Source organism: Pseudoalteromonas ruthenica (genome assembly GCF_008808095.1).
GTDB classification, from domain to species: domain Bacteria; phylum Pseudomonadota; class Gammaproteobacteria; order Enterobacterales; family Alteromonadaceae; genus Pseudoalteromonas; species Pseudoalteromonas ruthenica.
In genome coordinates, this window is the sequence record NZ_CP023396.1 from 3,076,366 (window position 1) to 3,095,223 (window position 18,858).

At 46.7% G+C, this 18,858-nt stretch carries 11 protein-coding genes and 4 tRNA genes; 3 read left to right on the forward strand and 12 right to left on the reverse strand.

The window, feature by feature from the left end; translation table 11 throughout:
* Nucleotides 1–1,173 (reverse strand): E22 family MetX-like putative esterase, encoded by a 1,173-nt coding sequence (locus tag PRUTH_RS14515; RefSeq protein WP_151173762.1) that lies wholly within the window; start codon nt 1,171–1,173, stop codon nt 1–3.
* An 18-nt stretch (nt 1,174–1,191) separates the two neighbouring features.
* Nucleotides 1,192–2,496 (reverse strand): GntP family permease, encoded by a 1,305-nt coding sequence (locus PRUTH_RS14520; protein ID WP_151173575.1) that lies wholly within the window; start codon nt 2,494–2,496, stop codon nt 1,192–1,194.
* Nucleotides 2,497–2,781: 285 nt separating this feature from the next.
* On the opposite strand from PRUTH_RS14520, the gene PRUTH_RS14525 reads away from it, so the two are divergent.
* Together PRUTH_RS14525 and PRUTH_RS14530 are read left to right on the forward strand one after the other, a co-directional pair.
* The gene (locus PRUTH_RS14525) at nt 2,782–5,061 is read left to right on the forward strand and encodes a TonB-dependent receptor (RefSeq protein WP_151173576.1); all 2,280 of its coding nucleotides are present in this window, start codon (nt 2,782–2,784) and stop codon (nt 5,059–5,061) included.
* Between the two features lie 130 nt (nt 5,062–5,191).
* Nucleotides 5,192–5,848, forward strand: coding sequence for a response regulator (locus PRUTH_RS14530; protein ID WP_151173577.1), 657 nt, complete (start codon nt 5,192–5,194; stop codon nt 5,846–5,848).
* Between the two features lie 193 nt (nt 5,849–6,041).
* On the opposite strand, the gene PRUTH_RS14535 is transcribed toward PRUTH_RS14530, so the two are convergent.
* Entirely contained in the window at nt 6,042–9,488 is a 3,447-nt protein-coding gene (locus tag PRUTH_RS14535) for a PAS domain-containing hybrid sensor histidine kinase/response regulator (RefSeq protein WP_151173578.1), read from the reverse strand.
* Between the two features lie 128 nt (nt 9,489–9,616).
* On the opposite strand from PRUTH_RS14535, the gene PRUTH_RS14540 reads away from it, so the two are divergent.
* Nucleotides 9,617–12,580, forward strand: coding sequence for a DUF3857 domain-containing transglutaminase family protein (locus PRUTH_RS14540; RefSeq protein WP_151173579.1), 2,964 nt, complete (start codon nt 9,617–9,619; stop codon nt 12,578–12,580).
* Here PRUTH_RS14540 and PRUTH_RS14545 read toward each other — a convergent pair.
* The 9 genes from PRUTH_RS14545 to PRUTH_RS14585 all read right to left on the reverse strand — a co-directional run bounded on the left by PRUTH_RS14545 (nt 12,574) and on the right by PRUTH_RS14585 (nt 18,749).
* Complete coding sequence (locus tag PRUTH_RS14545; protein ID WP_138548875.1) at nt 12,574–13,185, reverse strand: 1-acyl-sn-glycerol-3-phosphate acyltransferase; 612 nt, start codon at nt 13,183–13,185, stop codon at nt 12,574–12,576. The two genes, PRUTH_RS14540 and PRUTH_RS14545, sit on opposite strands and share 7 nt — an antisense overlap.
* Before the next feature lie 627 nt (nt 13,186–13,812).
* Complete coding sequence (locus tag PRUTH_RS14550) at nt 13,813–14,331, reverse strand: hypothetical protein (RefSeq protein ID WP_151173580.1); 519 nt, start codon at nt 14,329–14,331, stop codon at nt 13,813–13,815.
* Between the two features lie 327 nt (nt 14,332–14,658).
* Entirely contained in the window at nt 14,659–15,744 is a 1,086-nt protein-coding gene (locus PRUTH_RS14555; RefSeq protein ID WP_151173581.1) for a hypothetical protein, read from the reverse strand.
* Nucleotides 15,741–16,616 (reverse strand): hypothetical protein, encoded by an 876-nt coding sequence (locus PRUTH_RS14560; RefSeq protein ID WP_151173582.1) that lies wholly within the window; start codon nt 16,614–16,616, stop codon nt 15,741–15,743. Before PRUTH_RS14560 ends, PRUTH_RS14555 begins: the two co-directional genes overlap by 4 nt.
* A gap of 402 nt (nt 16,617–17,018) precedes the next feature.
* Nucleotides 17,019–18,203 carry an elongation factor Tu gene (gene tuf, locus PRUTH_RS14565; protein WP_022946954.1) on the reverse strand — a complete coding sequence of 395 codons (1,185 nt, stop codon included), beginning with the start codon at nt 18,201–18,203 and terminating at the stop codon, nt 17,019–17,021.
* Nucleotides 18,204–18,337: 134 nt separating this feature from the next.
* Nucleotides 18,338–18,413: transfer RNA gene (locus tag PRUTH_RS14570), tRNA-Thr, on the reverse strand.
* A gap of 13 nt (nt 18,414–18,426) precedes the next feature.
* Nucleotides 18,427–18,501, reverse strand: a tRNA-Gly gene (locus PRUTH_RS14575).
* 46 nt (nt 18,502–18,547) lie between these two features.
* Nucleotides 18,548–18,632: transfer RNA gene (locus PRUTH_RS14580), tRNA-Tyr, on the reverse strand.
* Between the two features lie 41 nt (nt 18,633–18,673).
* Nucleotides 18,674–18,749, reverse strand: a tRNA-Thr gene (locus tag PRUTH_RS14585).
* Nucleotides 18,750–18,858: the final 109 nt, after the last annotated feature.

Genomic DNA, 18,858 nt, shown 5'->3' on the forward strand with positions numbered 1-18,858 from the left:
TTACTCCGCTAAAAACTCGGCAATGACAGGCGCTTTTGTTTGAATCGAAAAAATACCGTCAAGGTGCCCCCAAATACCGTCTATTTCTTCTATTTTTACGTTTTTCCCTTGTGCTTTTAGCAGCTGCGCAAACGCCCGTACTGGACCTGGGCGCAGCAGTAAGTCATTGCTCGCCGGCATCAATAAGATATCTGCTTTGATTTTCTGTGCAGCAGCGCTTAAGTCTTCTTGCATACCGGCACTGTAGAGCTGAGAGGCGCGAACTAAGTACAAAATATGGTTTGCATCTTGGGTCTGAGCGCGGGCAGCGGCACGTTGATGTAAGGTTTGGCTAATGGCCGGTAAAGTACGAATATCTTGCTTGGCACCTTCATCCTGCACTGTAAAATTAGGGAAGCTCGCTTGGTAAATTTTTGGATGCATGGCATCTTGGGTGATATTCAACATGGTGGCCGTCACCCCAGCCAGTGGGCGTTCTCCGTCGTAGTAATTGCCGTTGTTCCAATTGGCGTCAAGGCGAATAGGCAATGCCCACTTCTCTAATGCAGGGACCGTCCAAGCGTCCATTTTCGCAGCGCCAATGACATGCACCAAACGCTCGACCATATCGGGGTAGCGCACCGACCACTCTAAGGCTTGAAATGAGCCCATTGATGCACCTATAACGGCGTGTAATTTGTCGATCCCCAAGCTATCCAGCAGGCGCTTTTGTACTTCCACAAAATCGCCAATGGTTACCACCGGGAAGTCTAAACCATAGGGCTTTCCGGTTTTAGGGTTGATAGACGCCGGACCGGTGGTGATCACCTGTTCGTTATGCCAATTGGCGTTTACCAAGGTGTCAGAGCTAATCACATAATATTTGTTGGTATCAATGGCCTTCCCTGGGCCGATAATCGCATCCCAATACCCGGGCTGGGCATCATCAACACTGTATTTACCCGCAGCATGAGACGTCCCGGAGAAAAAGTGGGTGATGAGAATAACGTTGTCTTTAGCCTCGTTAAGGGTGCCGTAGCTTTCCCAGCCGACCTGCACCTGGGGCAGGGTCTCGCCCGATTCAGTGGTGTAGTTTGTAAAGGCAAAGCGCTGCTTTTCCACCAGCATAGGGTCGCTTTGCGCACTCGCCCAATGGCTAGCAATAATTAAAACAACGCCAATGACTTTTAGCATGGACATGAGGTTCACTCCTTAAAATAAGATAAATAAGGCCAGCGCTAGCGCCACGCCAATTAATGGGATCACCGCTGTCAGAGCCGCCATTGACCAGTACGCGCGTTGATGGGTTTCTTTACAAATTGCGCGGATGGTGGTGACCACATAACCATTATGCGGCAAGGTATCGAGCGCCCCTGAACTGATTGCCACCACCCGGTGTAATTGTTCAGGATTGACGCCAGCATCAAGGTAATGAGGAGCGACTAAGGGTAAGGCGATGGCCTGCCCGCCGGAGGCTGACCCGGTCAGCCCTGCAATAACGCTCACTGCCACAGCTGCACCTAATAACTCATTACCGGGCATATTAGTCATGACTTCAACCGCCAATTGGAAGGCTTCGGTGTTTTTCGCCACCGCACCAAAACCAACCACGGCACTGGTATTACCGATAGCCACCAGCGCGCCGGTCGTGCCTAAGTTGATAGCACCGCTGAGGTTGTGAAAGTGTTTAAAGTTGATAATCAGCAGTGCGAGTACACCGCCGAGTAATGCCACTATCAAGGCACTTTGCTGTAGGACATCGTGCAAGCTAAAAGACAGCGCGAGCACCACTAGCAAGGGAATAACACCGGTAATGGGGTGCGGATAGTCACGCTCTGGTATTTCCGGGTCATCATCACGACTTTCAAAGCGCTCGCCATTATTTACCGCTTTGGTGATCATCCGTTTCAGCCACCAGTAGCCAGTGATGGCCATAAACACGGCAATCACTAAACTGACTTCCCATGCGGCGTAGGGTGAGGTGCCAAGGTACTTAATGGGGATCCAGTTTTGGATCTCTGGTGAACCCGCCGAGGTCATGGTAAAGGTCACCGAGCCAAACGCGAGCGTAGCGGGAATAAAGCGTCGTGGTAAGTTGGCATCTTTAAACAAGCTAAGGGCCATTGGATAAACCGAAAAGGCGACGATAAATACACTGACGCCACCATAGGTTAACACAGCACAGGCTATAACCACGGCCAAGACCGCGTGCTTCATACCCAGTTTATTCACTATGGCACGGGCAACGCTGTCGGCTGCACCGCTGTCTTCCATAAACTTCCCGAATAACGAGCCCAGTAAGAACATGAAAAACCAGGCGCTTAAAAACCCTGCGAAGCCACCCATGTAGGTGCTGACAAAATCCAGCTCAACACCACTGCTTGGAAACAACGCCATATTGCCACTTAGAGCAACAAGCAGCGCACACAGAGGCGCGGCGATAAACAAGTTCATGCCACGCAAAGTCAGAATTATAAGTAAAACTAAGCCACCGATTAGGCCAACCATACTGAGCATAAATGCGCTCCTTCGTTATTATTTTTCTATTAACTGCATCCAGCATAGCACCTAGATGTGTTAACAAAGCTAGTCCCAGTCTGGCTAGAGTGTGCCATAAAATACATAGTACTAAGGTTATAGAAAGACGCCAGGCCTTGATCTATAAGGGCTAGAAGCGCATTAGTACTAAGGTACTAACCCCAAGGAGATGTTTTTCCCCTACATTCACAGTTAATTGACATTTTGCCAACAACCCATAGGGTGAGCACAGCCACCCATAACGACAACAACAGGGGACACAGGATGAACACACTAACTTTAAGGCATTCAAGCATCGCCTTAGCCATTAGTACCGCACTCACGAGCACCGCAGCACTGGCTGGCGGTGGTGGCGAAAAAGCTGAGTTGGAACGCATTGAGGTGACTGCGCGTAAATCGGTGGAAAACTTACAAGAGGTGCCGGTGGCGGTTACCTCTATCGGTGAGACCGAGTTATTAGAAAACGGCATTTCGGTAATGACAGAAGTGCAACAATTCTCACCCAATACCACCTTACAAGCGAGTCGCGGCACTAACTCAACGATTACCGCATTTATTCGTGGCGTCGGTCAGCAAGACCCGCTGTGGGGTTATGAACCTGGGGTCGGTATTTATATCGATGATGTATACGTGGCCCGCCCACAAGGCGCCGTTTTAGATCTCCTTGATGTACAACAAATTGAGGTGTTACGCGGCCCCCAAGGCACACTTTACGGTAAAAATACCATTGGCGGTGCGATAAAATACGTTACCAAAGAAATGACTGGCGATATGACCTTTGATGTTGAAGGTACGGTAGGCAGCTATAATCAGCGCGACTTGAAGATCACTGGGCAACTGCCTTTAGTGGATGACACGCTTTATCTAGGCTATGGCTTTGCCACCTTAAACCGCGACGGTTTCGGGGAGTTCTTAACCTCAGCGCAGCCCGACCAAGACCGTGAAAATTACAATAAAGACCTAACCGCAGCTCGGGTGACCTTAGAGTATCGCCCTAGCGACGATTTGTTCTTCCGCCTCGCTTGGGATAAAACCGACGATGAGTCGAACTCCAAAGGGGGCTACCGCTTACTGCCCAGCTTGCTCACCGATGCTCCCGTGCCAGATAGCGTTTATGATTCTTACACCAGCTTACCAACATGGAATAAGGTTGAGTTAGAAGGTTACAGCTTAACCGCGCGCTGGTATCTCAATAACAACACTTCATTAAAGTACATTGGTGCGCAGCGCGATAGCTACTCGCCGACCAATATCGACTTTGATAATACCTCAGTGCGCATTTTTGACGTGCCGGCCATCTATGATGACGAGCAAACTACCCATGAATTGCAGCTCAATCACGAGGGCGACAATTACAAGCTTGTTTCCGGTCTCTATTACTTCGATGGTGAGTCTTGCGGGCAATTCCAGGCCATTTTGGAAGTACTCGGACAAAGCTTAGGAGCACCGGGGCTCACTCGTGAGGTGAGTGGTTGCAACAACTCCACCAGCAAAGCAGCTTATATTCAAGGCAGTGTGGATTTAAGTGAACAGTGGTCAATGACCCTCGGAGCGCGCTACACCCGCGACAGTAAAGAAGCCATTGTTAACAACGGCCTGGTGTTTGACACTGTGTACCCTGAGTCTGGCTGGATCCCAGGCTATGTGCGCCCAGAAGGTCAATTGGTGCCGACAGTGCTCGATGATGACAAAGATTGGTCACGGTTTACTCCCCGGGTAGGTGTAGAGTATCAATATAATAACGATATAATGTTCTTTGCCAGCTATGCACAGGGCTTTAAATCGGGCACCTTTAACCCGCGAGCCAGCACCGCCGAGCCAGCCGCCAACCCGGAGATTGTTGACTCCTTTGAGCTCGGTATGAAAAGCGAATGGAACAATAACCTGCGTGCCAATGTCACCTTATTCACCTTAGACCATGAAGATCGCCAATACATTTCGGTACTCCCAGGAGACACCTCTGCCGATTTAAATCAGCGTTTGGGAAATATTGGTAAATCGTCTGCAAACGGTGTGGAGCTCGAGCTTAACTATGTAGCCACCGATGCACTGAGTTTTGATGCCTCACTGGGCTATATTGATGCTGACTTTGAAGAAGTACTCGACACGGACCCAGAGACTGGTGAAGTGTTTGATAAGTCAGACCGCTTTAGTATTTCTAACACCCCAGACTTAACCTTTAATTTAGGCGCGACTTACCGCCTTTACAGCGAACATGGCGACTGGGTCATAAACGGTAACTATTACCATCGTGGTGATTACGTGCTGTTCGAAGAAGACAGTCTGCTAAGCCAAGACAGCTATGGCTTGCTCAATCTAAGCGTTAACTGGTATAGCCCAGACGGCCAGTGGCGAGTCGGTCTACATGCAAAGAACTTAACTGACGAAGAGTACATGATTGGCGGCTATCAATTTGTTACGCCTGATCCCACTGACCCCAGTGATGTGAGCAAATACACGCCAGGCTTAGGCGGTGATAATACACTGATCGGTTACTATGGTGACCCTCGCACTGTATCGTTAACCGTTGGCTATCGCTTCTAATGTTCAGCTAGTACAGGTGGCCGGCCTTCCCCCGGTCATATGGCCACCTTTTTATTCTTAGTCACTCACCGTATGCTCTTGCTGCGGAAGGAAAAATCCCCTATAACGAGGAACACGGAGTTTATATAGGATGTCCAGTGTGCAAGCAATTATTGCCGATGACCACCCGTTATTTCGCAGCGCCTTAAAGCAAGCCGCAGCGCAAGCCATGGCTGATGAGCCCATTTTAGAGGCCAGCGACCTTGATGCACTGTTTAGCGCTTTAGCAGAGCACCCAGAAATAGAACTGGTGTTTCTGGATTTAACTATTCCCGGAGCCCAAGGCCTGGAGGGTCTTGCCCGGCTGCGTAATCAATACCCAGATATTTTGGTGATTATGGTTTCTGCCAACGAGCAAGCACAGATTATTGAACAAGCCATGGCAATTGGTGCCAGTGCTTATATTCCCAAGTCGTCGTCTTTGGATGTGATCAGTGAAGCTATTGCCCAAGTAATTGAGGGGGAAAACTGGCTACCACCACAAGCCGACATTTGCACCGACAGTAATACCGAACAAGCCCAGTTTGCTCGTAACTTAGAGAAGCTAACCCCGCAACAATATCGAGTATTGAGTATGATTGCCGATGGCATGCTGAATAAACAAATCGCCTATGCAATGTCGATTCAAGAAACCACCATCAAGCAACATGTCTCAGCAATCCTAAAAAAACTTAATGTGTACAACCGCACTCAAGCGGGTATCTTATTTAAGCAAATGGCCACTGTGGCAGATAATATGGAGAACTAATCATAGTGTAATCGTCAGCTTCCATACTCTTTAAGCTGACGCACAGTTTCTTTAGTCATAATCTAAATGCGAGCTAATAAAGCGTAAAAAAATGACGCGAAATTATCCTCTATAGCCATATCAAAACCCATTAGACCCCCTTTTCCAATACAACCTTAACTCCCTTTGAAGGTACGTTATTGTTCAAGCAGAGCTATTTCGGCTTTAAGCGTTTCAGCATCCGTTTAAGCGCGGGCGTTTTCAGTGGTTTGTAAAGCAGTGGATAACCGCAGTCGCTCACTTGCTCACGAATATTCTCATCGTGATTAGCGGTGTTAATCACAATAGCCATAGTCGTTAAATTCAGCGCACTGATCACCTCTAAGCCGGTGACACCATCGTCAAGTTGATAGTCAGCAATTAAAATATCGGCTTCGCTATGAGCTTGCACATCACGCAGCTGCGCTTGATTACGCGCCACTTGTACTTTGCAGCCCCAGTTCTCTAGCACTTGCGAGAGCGCACTGAGTACATTGTCATCATTATCTAATAGCCAAATACGCAGCCCTTCAAGCTGGTTATCGACATGCCGCGTCTCCACCGGGGAGGAGGTCTCTAAGCCAGTCAGCTCAAAACAAGGTAAGGTAAGAGTAAATTGCGTGCCCTTACCAAGTTGCGAGCCGAGTGTGAGGTTAATGGCTAATACCGAGCAAATGCGCTTACTAATAGCAAGGCCCAAGCCTAACCCCTGCGCCTGCTCTTTGCCTTGCAGTTGTTTAAATTCCTCAAAAATAAGTTCTTGATCTTGCTGAGCAATACCGGAGCCAGTATCTTCCACCATAATCGACAGCTGGCCTTGATGACTTTCGCACAGTAACCGTATTTCACCCTGCTCAGTGTAACGAATGGCATTGCTAAGCAAATTACCCAATACCCGTTTAAGCAAGGCTTTATCAGTCTTGAGCATTACTTCAGCGCCTTGCACTTGAAAGGCGAGCCCTTTGTCTCGCGCTAGAGCCCCGTATTCATTGGCCAAAGGTTGCAGCAAGCTCGAAAGAGAGAAATCACTACTATTAACCTTAAAAGAGCCGGACTCGAGCTTGGTTAGCTGCAATATGCTTGATAATAGGTCTTCCGCACTTGCCAATGAGCTGCGTATATTATTGGCCAGCTCGCTCAGCTCTGTATTGCTGGCTTTTTCACTCATCAACGAGCAGAACAAACTTGCGGCATTGAACGGTTGCAGCAAGTCATGGCTGGCGGCAGCAAAGAAACGCGTTTTGCTCTCGGTAGCTTGCTCGGCCTCGCGTTTTGCCTCTGCTAGGGCATGATTAGTCGCCACCAGTTGCTGGGTGCGCGCTGCAATTTTTTCTTCTAGATTTAAGTTGGCTTGCTCAAGCTCACGCTGCTGGTTTATAAAGTCGGTAATATCGGTGTACGTGGTCACAAAGCCGCCACCGGGTAATGGGTTGCCCTGCATTTCAAATACCCGCCCATCATTGTACTGACGGCGATACTTGTAGGCGCTGCCGCGACGCAAGTGGGCTATGCGCTTCTCAACCTCAGTATCAATATCTTGATAGGCGAATAGTCCACGCTCGGCATTAAAACGGATCAACTCGGCAACCGGGCGACCAACGACCAGTGAGTCGTCAGGATACGAAAACATACTTTGATAACCTTGGTTCCATGCAACCAACTTAAGGTCACTATCAACCACACTGATCCCCTGCTCGATGTTTTCGATAGTCGCTTGCAGTAAATCACGGTTAAATCGCAGTACTTGGGAGGCTTCGTCAACGAAATCGGCGACTTGCTCAAAAGGCTGACGTTTCTCATCCTTGGCCACATCGAGTATAAGCCGTGCTGATGCGCCTCCAACTAACGCCGACATTTCGCGTTCAACTCGTTGCTCAATATGTTCTGGGGCTTGTTCTTTCCAGCGACTGGAGCTTGCAGGAAAATAATGACTCACCAGTGCTTTAGCTCGTTCTGGCTCACTAAAGCGCTGCAACAGCAGCGCCAAGTCTTGATAACTTAGGGCAATATGCCCGCTACGCTGTGGGCTTGCTGTGATGATAAATTTATTACTTTGTAAGCGCTCGGCAAGCTGCGCTGAACTCAGTAAAGGCACACTAATGTATACCAGCGTATTCACTCCTAGAGATAACAATACCGCCTGGCTAAGCTCATCGAGCCCCAATGCAAATAAATCTCGCGGCGCCAACCACTCTATGCCCCAGGGCCCAGTTGATAGCCACAATGCCTCGCCAAACAATGCGGCGTACAAATTGGGTAACAGCAAGGTGTAAAACCAAATTGCAAAACCCGCGATAATCCCCCACTGCGCTCCACGACATGACGCTTTAGACCACCACAAGCCGATAATCATCGCTGGCGCAAACTGCGCAACGAGCGTGAATGACATCAGGCCCATATTGGCCAGAGTATTGCCCTCCGCCAATACTCGGTGACTGGCGTAGCTTAGTAACAACACCGCGACGATAACGGCTCGCCGTGCTTGCAGTAGCTTAAACTTCGAGAGACCGCGATGAGATGAACTTAGTTGTGAGCGCCGTAATAAGAATTGGTTAATGAAGTCGTTGGTGATCATAATCGACAAAACAATGGTAGAGACAATCACCATACTGGTCGCAGCAGAAAACCCACCTAGAAAGGCCAACAATGAGAAACTTGGCGACTGCGCAGCAATAGGCAGTGCTAATACAAAGGTGTCATAGCCCACACTCTGGTCTTGAAAATAAACTAAGCCAGCGTAGGCGATGGGCAGAATAAACAGATTAATCAACAATAAATAAATCGGAAATAACCAGCGAGCGGTAACGAGTTGATGTTCGTTGTCGTGCTCAATAAAGGCGGTATGAAACTGACGAGGTAAGCACAGGGTCGCTAAAAACCCCAGGCCTACATGTACCCAATACACGTAGGTAGGGCTTGCTGTCGCCGCAACCTGGGCTGAAATGTTTTGCTGCTGAGCGGCCGAATACAGGGCATGTGGTGAATCGAAAATCTCAAAACAAATAAACAACCCCACTCCTAAAAAAGCCAACAGTTTAACCACCGACTCAAAAGCAATAGAAGCCATCAACCCGGGGTTATGCTCACTGGGACGTACCCGGCGAGCACCGAATAAGATGGCAAAAAGCGCCAACAAGGCGGTAATAAAGAAGGTGCTATCTTGCCAAAAATAACCACCTTGTATCGGCCTATCGGTGAGCATAGCGATACTGGCACTGGTTGCGTTAAGTTGCAGCGCAATATAAGGCACGATGGCTATTACCGAGATCAATGACACTAACCCGGAGAGCTGCGACGACTGACCATAACGGGTGGCAAGAAAATCGGCCAAGGAAGTCAGCTGTTGCTGCCGACAAACATGAGCAATACGGCGATAGATGGCCCAACCAAAGGTGAACAACAAAATGGTGCCGGCGTAGGTCGGAGCTAACCACCAACCATTGTTAGCGGCCTGAGCAGTGGTGCCATAAAAAGCCCAAGAGGTACAATACACCCCCAACGAAAGGCCATAAATCCAACCACTCGAGTGATTCTTTGTGTGCTTATCGGCATACCAAGCAACGGCAAAGAGCACGCCTAGGTACGCCAAAGCAATCAGGCTAATAACACCAATCGAAAACATCAGAGATCATTTTTTATTATTTTCTGATAGCATAAAGATATCTGCTTATAAAAACATCACTGACTTTAGTGCTACCCCCTGCAGGCTACCCACCTAGCATCATGGATGTATGCAACTGAGAAATTATAATGATAAGAATACTGCTTTTATGCTGGCTATTAGCCTGCACCCTTACCCCTAATACGGCCTTAGCCAACTATCAGATAACGCCTGCAGCTGATTGGGTTGCCCCAGCTAAACTGCCCCCTTTGGTTGCAGAAACAATTCCCACAGAGCAACTCTCTGATGGTACTTACTATCGCCTGTTGGAAGATCAGATTCAGGTCCCAGGCGATAACCCCAATGCCGTCAGCCACTACATCCGCTATGTTATGCACGCCACCAACCAAAGCGGTGTCGAGAACATCTCTCAGCTGAACTTGGATTATGATCCCAGCTACCAGCGCATTGAGCTGAACCACCTTCGAGTGATACGCGATGGGCAAGTAATAGATAAAATCCCTACAGCTCAATTAAAAGTGTTGCAGCGAGAAACTGAAGCGGAGCAACTAATTTATGATGGTACGCAAACACTGAATATTATTGTTGATGATGTGCGTCCAGGTGACTCTTTGGATTATGCTTTCACGCGCATTGGTCGTAATCCTATCTACCAAGGCCGCTTTAGCTATTCAGCGCAATTAGACTGGAGTGTGCCGGTCGCCGAGCAATATATCCGTATCGATTGGCAAAAACCACAACCATTACATATTCAACAAAACAATGGCGATGCCCAGATAAACGTAACAGATACGGCGAACGGCAAAGAGTATAATCTGTATATCGCTTCTCCAGACATGCAGCGTTATGACTCGCAAACACCGTTATGGCACGACCCTTATCATATGGTATTTTTTAGCGAGTTTAATCGTTGGCAAGAGGTCGTAGACTGGGCGTTGCCAATGTATCAGCAGGCGCTCTCCACAGGCGATGATATCGCTGCCATTGCTGAACAAATACGCCAACAGCACCCTACTTTGCCAGCGCAGATTGGTGCAGCATTAAAGTATACACAAGATGAAATTCGCTATTTAGGCTTGGAAATGGGCAGCAACTCTCACCTGCCAACCCCCGCCCAAGAAACTCTGCAAAACCGCTATGGCGATTGCAAAGACAAAACCGTACTATTAATAAGTATACTGCGCGCACTGGGAGTGGAGTCTCACCCTGCGCTTGTAAACACGCAATTAGATAAAGGCTTAGCCGAGACATCCCCCTCATCGGCACGCTTCAACCACGTTTTGGTTACGCTGGAGCACGATGATGAGCGCTACTGGCTTGACCCGACCACCAGTTATCAAACTGGCTCACTGTTAGCATTGAGTGAGCCCGACTTTGGTTATGCGTTAATCGTCAAACCCTCGCAAAATACTCTCACCAGCATGCACAAACCGGTAGAGCGTATTCACCGTGACATCACCGAGCGCTATGAGCTTCCTAATGCCAAAGAACCATTGGCACTATTCAGTGTGCAAAGCATATTCAGCGACGCCGATGCCATAAGTAAACGCCAAGAGCTGGCAACCACGGCATTGCAAACACTCCAAGAAAACTATACCAATTACTACCAAGACTACTTTGCTGGCACCCAGCACACCCGGCTACCGCAAGTTCGCGAGCACCCGCAAAAGGGAGCAATAGAAGTCACTGAATTTTATCAAATTGACGACTTTTGGAGTGATGAGGAGAATGGCCAGACAGCTTACTTTTACGCTGATGATATTCAAAATGCAATCTATCAACCCGATACTAAAACCCGTATCAGCCCGCTCTATCTGCAGCACCCTTATAACGTTAATTACACCATAGAGGTAAAGTTAAATGAGCGTGACTGGTACTTTAATAATAGTAAGAGCTCTATTGATAACCCTTATTTTTCATTGGCTTCGCAAGTGCGCTTTAGCTCAAATACACTGACTCTTACATATCAGTTCCGCAGCAAAACAGACCATGTGCCAGTTGCAGAAATGCCGGCCTACCTTGACGCACGAGAGCAACTTCTCGATGCCACCCAATATGGTATCCGCCAAGCTTACAGCCATGTAAATGAAGCCGAGCAGGATAATTTCCTATTACTCGGCTACGCCGTTATAGGCTATTGCATTCTTGCTTTAGTTGTTATCACCGCCTTTGTAACCCTGTGGCGCGTTGAAGCAGGCAAGCGACCGACATTCTCCGAACAACGTTACTACCCTGTTTCGAGTGTGAAATTTTGCCTTTACTCGCTGCTCACTTTTAATATCTTTCCTTTTTACTGGTGTTACAAAAACTGGCAATACATTAAGCAGCAGCATAATGAAGCGATGATGCCAATAGCCCGAGGGTTCTTCGCTTGGCTTTGGTACTACCCTCTGTATTTACGTTTTTATCAAGAGGGTAAAGAGCTGGGGACGCAGCAATATCTCCCACCAAAGTGGCTGGCGGCACTCTTTGCGATATTAGTGGTGGTACTGCATATCGCGACATCGTTAGATTTTTACGGCACGGTGTTCTATTTAGTGTGGCCGCTGCTGTGGTTACCCTTGGTAAATTACACGGCGCACATAAATCAGCGTAACGATTCATTGCCTTACTATAGTCGCTGGCGGGTGCGGCAAGTTTTACTTGCTATGGTACTGCTGCCCATACTCACCTTAGGTCTGGCCCAAGATATTGGTCTCACCGCCAATGTGGCGGTGGTTTCAGGAGATAAAGTATGGCAGCACGATAAGCGCTTTATGCTGCGTCATGGAGTTCTCAATCAAAATGAGCAACTGCTTTATTTTTACTCAGATGCCGCTTGGAATATCCGTGATGATGGTAATGGCATTACCGAGCAAGGCGTATTCAGTTATTACCGTGATCAAGGGCAGCTGCAAGTAGAACGTGCGGACTTTGGTGATATTGTTAATGTGCATACCGAGTTTGCTAACCAAGATGACGGCTACACCACTATTGATATAGAGCGCGCTGATGGCAGTAGCTTTCGGTTAATACTCTCTAGCGAGGAGAAAGGAGACAATAAGTTTGTTCAGGCGCTAAAAACCCGTTGGCGACAACCTTTAGCTCAATAACGCGTCTTTCTGACTGCACCAGACACTTGTTGCGGGTACTTGCCCATAGCCGTTGAAAACTGCTGCTGTACTTGCACAAGTGTTTGTTCAATATCATCACTCACATAGATAGCCGGCATTATAACAAACTGCTTCTTGCTGTAGTCCAAAGCCATTGGCACCACAGGGACTTGCGCAGCGTTAGCGATATGGATAAAACCGGTTTTCCAATTCGGCATGTGCTTGCGTGTGCCCTCAGGGGCGAGCCCTAAAATCAATGCATCGGTCTCATCAAACAACGCCTTCACTTGCCCCACAACACCATTGGCTGCCCGCCTATCAACCGCTATCCCACCCCACTTATGTAGCAGTATGCTTAGCGGCCAAATAAAAATGCTGTGCTTACCCAAGAAGCGAATACGCACTTGCAAGTGCATTTTCACTGCAATCGCTATAATAAAATCCCAATTCGATGTATGCGGTGCAACCGCCGCCACAAACTTACTGTGCTCTGGAAACGCTCCAACAACCTGCCAACCAAACCAATTCAACACCTTGGTGCCGAGCCATTGACCAAAGCGACTGTGGGTACGAGGAATGCATGCGGGGATATTTATTTCATTCATAGCAAGGAATAACAGCCTAGTTATAATCTTAGACTGATGCTCAACGACTGTTTAGTCAACTTTTCTGTTAATGCTCCCTTGTAGGTTAGGCTTTAGCCTAACCATTTTGGGGAATTATTGATCGTGTACTAAGCCCCGGTCTCTGAGATGTGACCGCCTTTGGCGGTTGCAAGGCTAAAGCCTTGCCTACAACATCTGTTTAAGTGGGTTGGGTTTTGGCCTACCACATCAGTCCCTGTAGGTTGGGCTTTAGCCTAATCATGTATGAGAAATAGTTAAGCAGCACGGTTGTCTGCTAAACCCCGGCCTCTGGGATGTGACCGTCTTTGGCGGTTGCAAGGCTGAAGCCTTGCCTACATCATCTGTTTCAGTGGATTGGGTTTTGGTCTACAACATCGACCCCTGTGGGTTGGGTTTTGGTCTACAACATCGACCCCTGTGGGTTGGGCTTTAGCCTAACCACATAAGAGAGACAGGTAAGGAACACGGTTGTGGCTAGGCTCTGGCCTCTGGAATATGACCGCCTTTGGCGGTTGCAGGCTGAAGCCTTGCCTACATCATCAGTCCTGTAGGTAGGGTCTCAACCCACGGTCTCGGTGCCTAGTTATTTTCAACCTCTTATCTGGTTTAATCTAATTCTGTTGTACTGAATCTTGCTTCACTCGTAGGTCTCGATACTTTTATCAATTTAAACCCCTTGCCAAAAGCTTCTTTAGAGTGCCAACTAATTAGAATAAGCGCATCTTCCACTCGATCATCGTCAAAGTCTCCTGTTGCTAACACCGAGTACGACAACCTATTTGTATTTGTTTCAACATCTATAACTCCCTCAAATACTTTTTTTTCCTTAAAGTCAGCGTGGAATTGCTTTAGGGTTTTCCCCTTACGAAGATTCTTATCATACTCGTTAACATATGGATAAGCCGTTGCAGGTAAATGAGCGACTGTGTGCTCTGTTAGTATCTCTTGGAGATGACTTTTATATGCACTTTCAGCGTTTGTGTATAAAGCCAAAGCTTTACAGTTAGCGCGAATCATTCTCAGGAGGTGGTACTCGCTTTCCACTATATCGGTATCATGAGTGGCGTCGACTTTTGAGCAATCAGAGAAATGTATATTATTTCCATTGCGCAATGGTAAGGTCATAGTCCAATTCCACACTGTCATAGTTAGTAATTTTAGATGTTGCTAAACCCGTCACGTTATCGACATATATATCAGGCTTTATTTGTTCAGCAGCTACACTTGCACAGCCACCCAAAAGGAAAGAACTAATTGTTATAATTATATATTTCATGGCAGTACTGTTATATTTTGAGTAGCTGAAAGAAGCTTAGCTTTAACGTATTTGTTTCGTTGAAGAGGTAGCTAGTATCTATAACCTTATTACCTCACTCTTCGAATTAAGCCAGTTCGAAAATAAGACTCAACTTAAAGCAACAACAATAGCTTCACATTTGGAACAATGGGAGATTAAAAGGTATACACCCTTAAGGTATCATCTTTATAATCGTATGTAGCAATCTCGCGCTTTGCTGGATTGAGAGTGAATTGGACTTCTGAATTAGGCAATGTAGTTATTTCAACGGGTTGATCTTTAAGGTCATACAGCTTGAGACTCAGTTCATCGCCCCGACGTTCTTCCAAAAGGGCATACCGCCCACTTTTTGAAAAGTTATGGTGGCCCAGCCTGTTAACTAGTTCATCAGTTGTAGTTTGATACTTCGACTCAACACGCACATGGTTATCTTGCCACTGAATTTCATAGAGTTCTTTATTCGTTGCTAACCAAATTCTCTCAGACCACTTTCCGAAGGAGAATTCTTCCTCAAACCGAAGGGGCTGATCAAGAAATTCATTCTTTTTGTAGTTCCAAAATTGAACCTCATTATCAACGTTGAATATGAGCACCCCATGCTCTTCATTGAGTACTTTATGACTTTTAACTATGCCACTTACTTCAACCTTATTAATGAGTTCAGCATCACTAAGTGACCATACCTGCAGCTCTGACTTATCAAAAAGCCAAGTGGACGTGTCACGCTGCATGGATACCACTTGATAACCCATTGCAAAATCATCTCGCGGGTGAAAACCATATACACCGAGTGGTTCCGGCTCTTGCACTAGCGCATTGATTTTCAGCAGTTGGTAGCCACTTGAAAGCATATAGTGACCAGAGGGACTGATATCTAGACCATAACTGCTCGGCAGCTCCGCTTCAGGGATAATAGTGAGCTCTCCTTGATTGGAGATTTTGTGTAGACTTCGATCCGCAAAGAAGTATAAAGCTTTATCGGTTACATTCACTCTACTTTCGTCTATTGCTTCCTCTATATTTAAGGTTTTCATATCACCACCATTGGACAGCAGATAAACCTTATTGGCCAAGTTAGATGAAACAACGAGGAACTCTCCATTGGGCGTGTAGCTTAAATAGGAAATGCTACCCCCCCCTGAGAAATCAAACTGTTGCTCATATTTTATTTTTAGCTTTGTTTCACTAGCATCTATAAAAAACGAAAAAAATAGCAGTACTATAAGTAAATATCTTATCATTTTTTCGCCACCACAAATCCATAATAATAAGTCATGAAGTCCGACAGAGTCAGGTGGCGTTTGCGATTATAAGAGTGAAGGGGAACCTTACCATTTTCTAAGCCCCAAGTAGCAACATGCAAGTTGATCTTTTTATCTGCAAAAAGCTCATAATCGGAGGCCGGTATATGTAATATATTTTTATTATCTACAGTGATGTTGCTAGTAAGTACAACCCAGTGATTAGGTAAAGCATTTACCTTTTTACCTAATGAAGTGACTTTTGAACTAATCAGCATACATACTGAGCCATTCGCACCATAGGACTGTTGCGCCCGCCGTAAATTTTCAAAGTTAGCTCTTCTCACAATGTTTGTGTGATTTTCTGAAGATGAAAATAGGGTAGCTCTAAACCATTGCACCATATCTCCAGGGTAAGTAATTCCCCCTGTTGCATCATCTATCTCATCAAAATTAAAGAATGAATTCGAGGAGTCACGCAAGCTAGCCAATGCAATCCAATCTACTGGCGCGATAGCTCCATTTAGAGTTGCATCGAGGCAAGCTTGTGAAGGTCTAACATGTAAGTTCCCTAAGAATGCCTCTCCATTGCTCCATAAATCAATCATATACTTGGCATAATGATTGGGGTATTTTTTTGCAACACAGTAGAAGAAAGCATTTGGCCCACATAAATTCACTGCTAACTGGTTAATTTTGTGAGGCTCTTTTATCCTATTTTCAACAGCTCTTTTAAAATCAGCATGCCCACCACCTCTAACAAAAGCATTTTTAAACCTACACGGGGGTTTCTGCGCCATAAACTGAGCAAACTGAACTGAATAGTTCAGAGGAGAGTTAGCTTGGGTTAAAGTTGAGATCACATCTGTCATTTTAATTCCCTTTAAAAATGAACCTAAATTTTAAACAAGATTATTGAATATACAAATTAGTAATGCAATAGAAATATTAAGAGCTTAGTAATTGTAAATTTGGCTAAAAAGAGTTGGTGTATAGCGACGTCTCACAGCCGCAAGGCTAAAGCCTTGCCTACATCATCACCCTGTGGATTAGGCTTTAACCTGACCACATAGACTCCTGTAGGTTGGGCTTTAGCCTAACCATGTAAGAGAGATAGGTAAGGAACACGGTTGTGGCTAGGCTCTGGCCTCTGGAATGTGACCACCTTCGGCGGTTGCAAGGCTAAAGCCTTGCCTACAGCAACACCCGAATTTCGGGCATAAAAAAAGGCCGCCTAAGCGACCTCTTTTTTAGCGTTTTAGCTATATCATTGATTACTCAACGATTGAAGCTACAACACCAGCACCAACTGTACGGCCACCTTCACGGATTGCGAAGCGTAGACCTTCATCCATCGCGATTGGGCAGATTAGCTCTACTACCATCTTGATGTTGTCACCTGGCATTACCATTTCTACGCCTTCTGGTAGCTGGATGTCACCAGTTACGTCAGTTGTACGGAAGTAGAACTGTGGACGGTAGCCTTTGAAGAATGGCGTGTGACGACCACCTTCATCTTTAGACAGTACGTATACTTCTGCTTCGAACTTCGTGTGCGGAGTGATTGTGCCTGGAGCTGCTAGTACTTGACCACGCTCTACTTCGTCACGCTTAGTACCACGTAGTAGGGCACCAATGTTCTCACCTGCACGGCCTTCGTCTAGAAGCTTACGGAACATCTCAACACCTGTACACGTTGTCTTCGTAGTTTCTTTGATACCTACGATTTCAACTTCGTCGTTCACGTTGATGATACCCGCTTCTACACGACCAGTTACTACTGTACCACGACCCTGGATTGAGAATACGTCTTCGATAGGCATGATGAATGGCTTATCGATGTCACGCTCTGGCTCTGGGATGTAAGAATCTAGTGCTTCTGCAAGCTCTACAATCTTGTCTTCCCACTCTTTCTCGCCTTCTAGCGCTTTAAGAGCTGAACCTTGGATTAGTGGTAGGTCGTCACCTGGGAAGTCGTACTCTGAAAGTAGTTCACGTACTTCCATTTCTACTAGCTCTAGTAGCTCTTCGTCATCAACCATGTCACATTTGTTCATGAATACGATGATGTAAGGTACGCCAACCTGACGAGATAGTAGGATGTGCTCACGTGTTTGTGGCATAGGACCGTCAGTAGCCGCAACTACTAGGATCGCGCCGTCCATCTGTGCAGCACCTGTGATCATGTTTTTAACGTAGTCAGCGTGTCCTGGACAGTCAACGTGTGCATAGTGACGTGTCGGAGTGTCGTACTCTACGTGTGAAGTTGCGATTGTGATACCACGCTCACGCTCTTCTGGAGCGTTATCGATTTGTGCGAAATCACGTGCTACACCACCGTATACTTTTGCTAGTACGTTAGTGATCGCTGCAGTTAGAGTTGTTTTACCGTGGTCAACGTGGCCGATTGTACCTACGTTTACGTGCGGTTTCGAACGTTCAAACTTTTCTTTTGCCATGACGGAACCTATAAGTTTTTGTGTATCTAGATTACATATCAAACGATCGACGCAAGCGCCGGTCAATTCAATTCTTCAATTATTGAATATTTTTTAGACAAATCAAAGGGAGTAATTCAGCAAAAGTCAGGGACTGGTGCTGATAGGCAGATTTGAACTGCCGACCTCACCCTTACCAAGGGTGCGCTCTACCAACTGAGCTATATCAGCACACCAGAAAAACTGGAGCGGGCAGCGGGAATCGAACCCGCATCATCAGCTTGGAAGGCTGAGGTAATAGCCATTATACGATGCCCGCTTTTAGGAACCTGTTCTTAACTACCTCTAACCGTCAAGAATAAAAGTGGTGGAGGGAGCTGGATTCGAACCAGCGAAGGCAATGCCGTCAGATTTACAGTCTGATCCCTTTGGCCGCTCGGGAACCCCTCCACGCTAAAATTCTTTCTAAAGCCTTTCCAAGTTGAGGAAAATGGTGCCGACTATCCGAGTCGAACGGATGACCTACTGATTACAAGTCAGTTGCTCTACCAACTGAGCTAAGTCGGCACTGCTTTAGTACGGGGCGAGATTCTAAGGCATGGTTTTGAGTGATGCAACTATAAAATCAAAAAAAGTTACGGTTTCGTGCTCAAACGTTCAATATTCGCGCAGAACT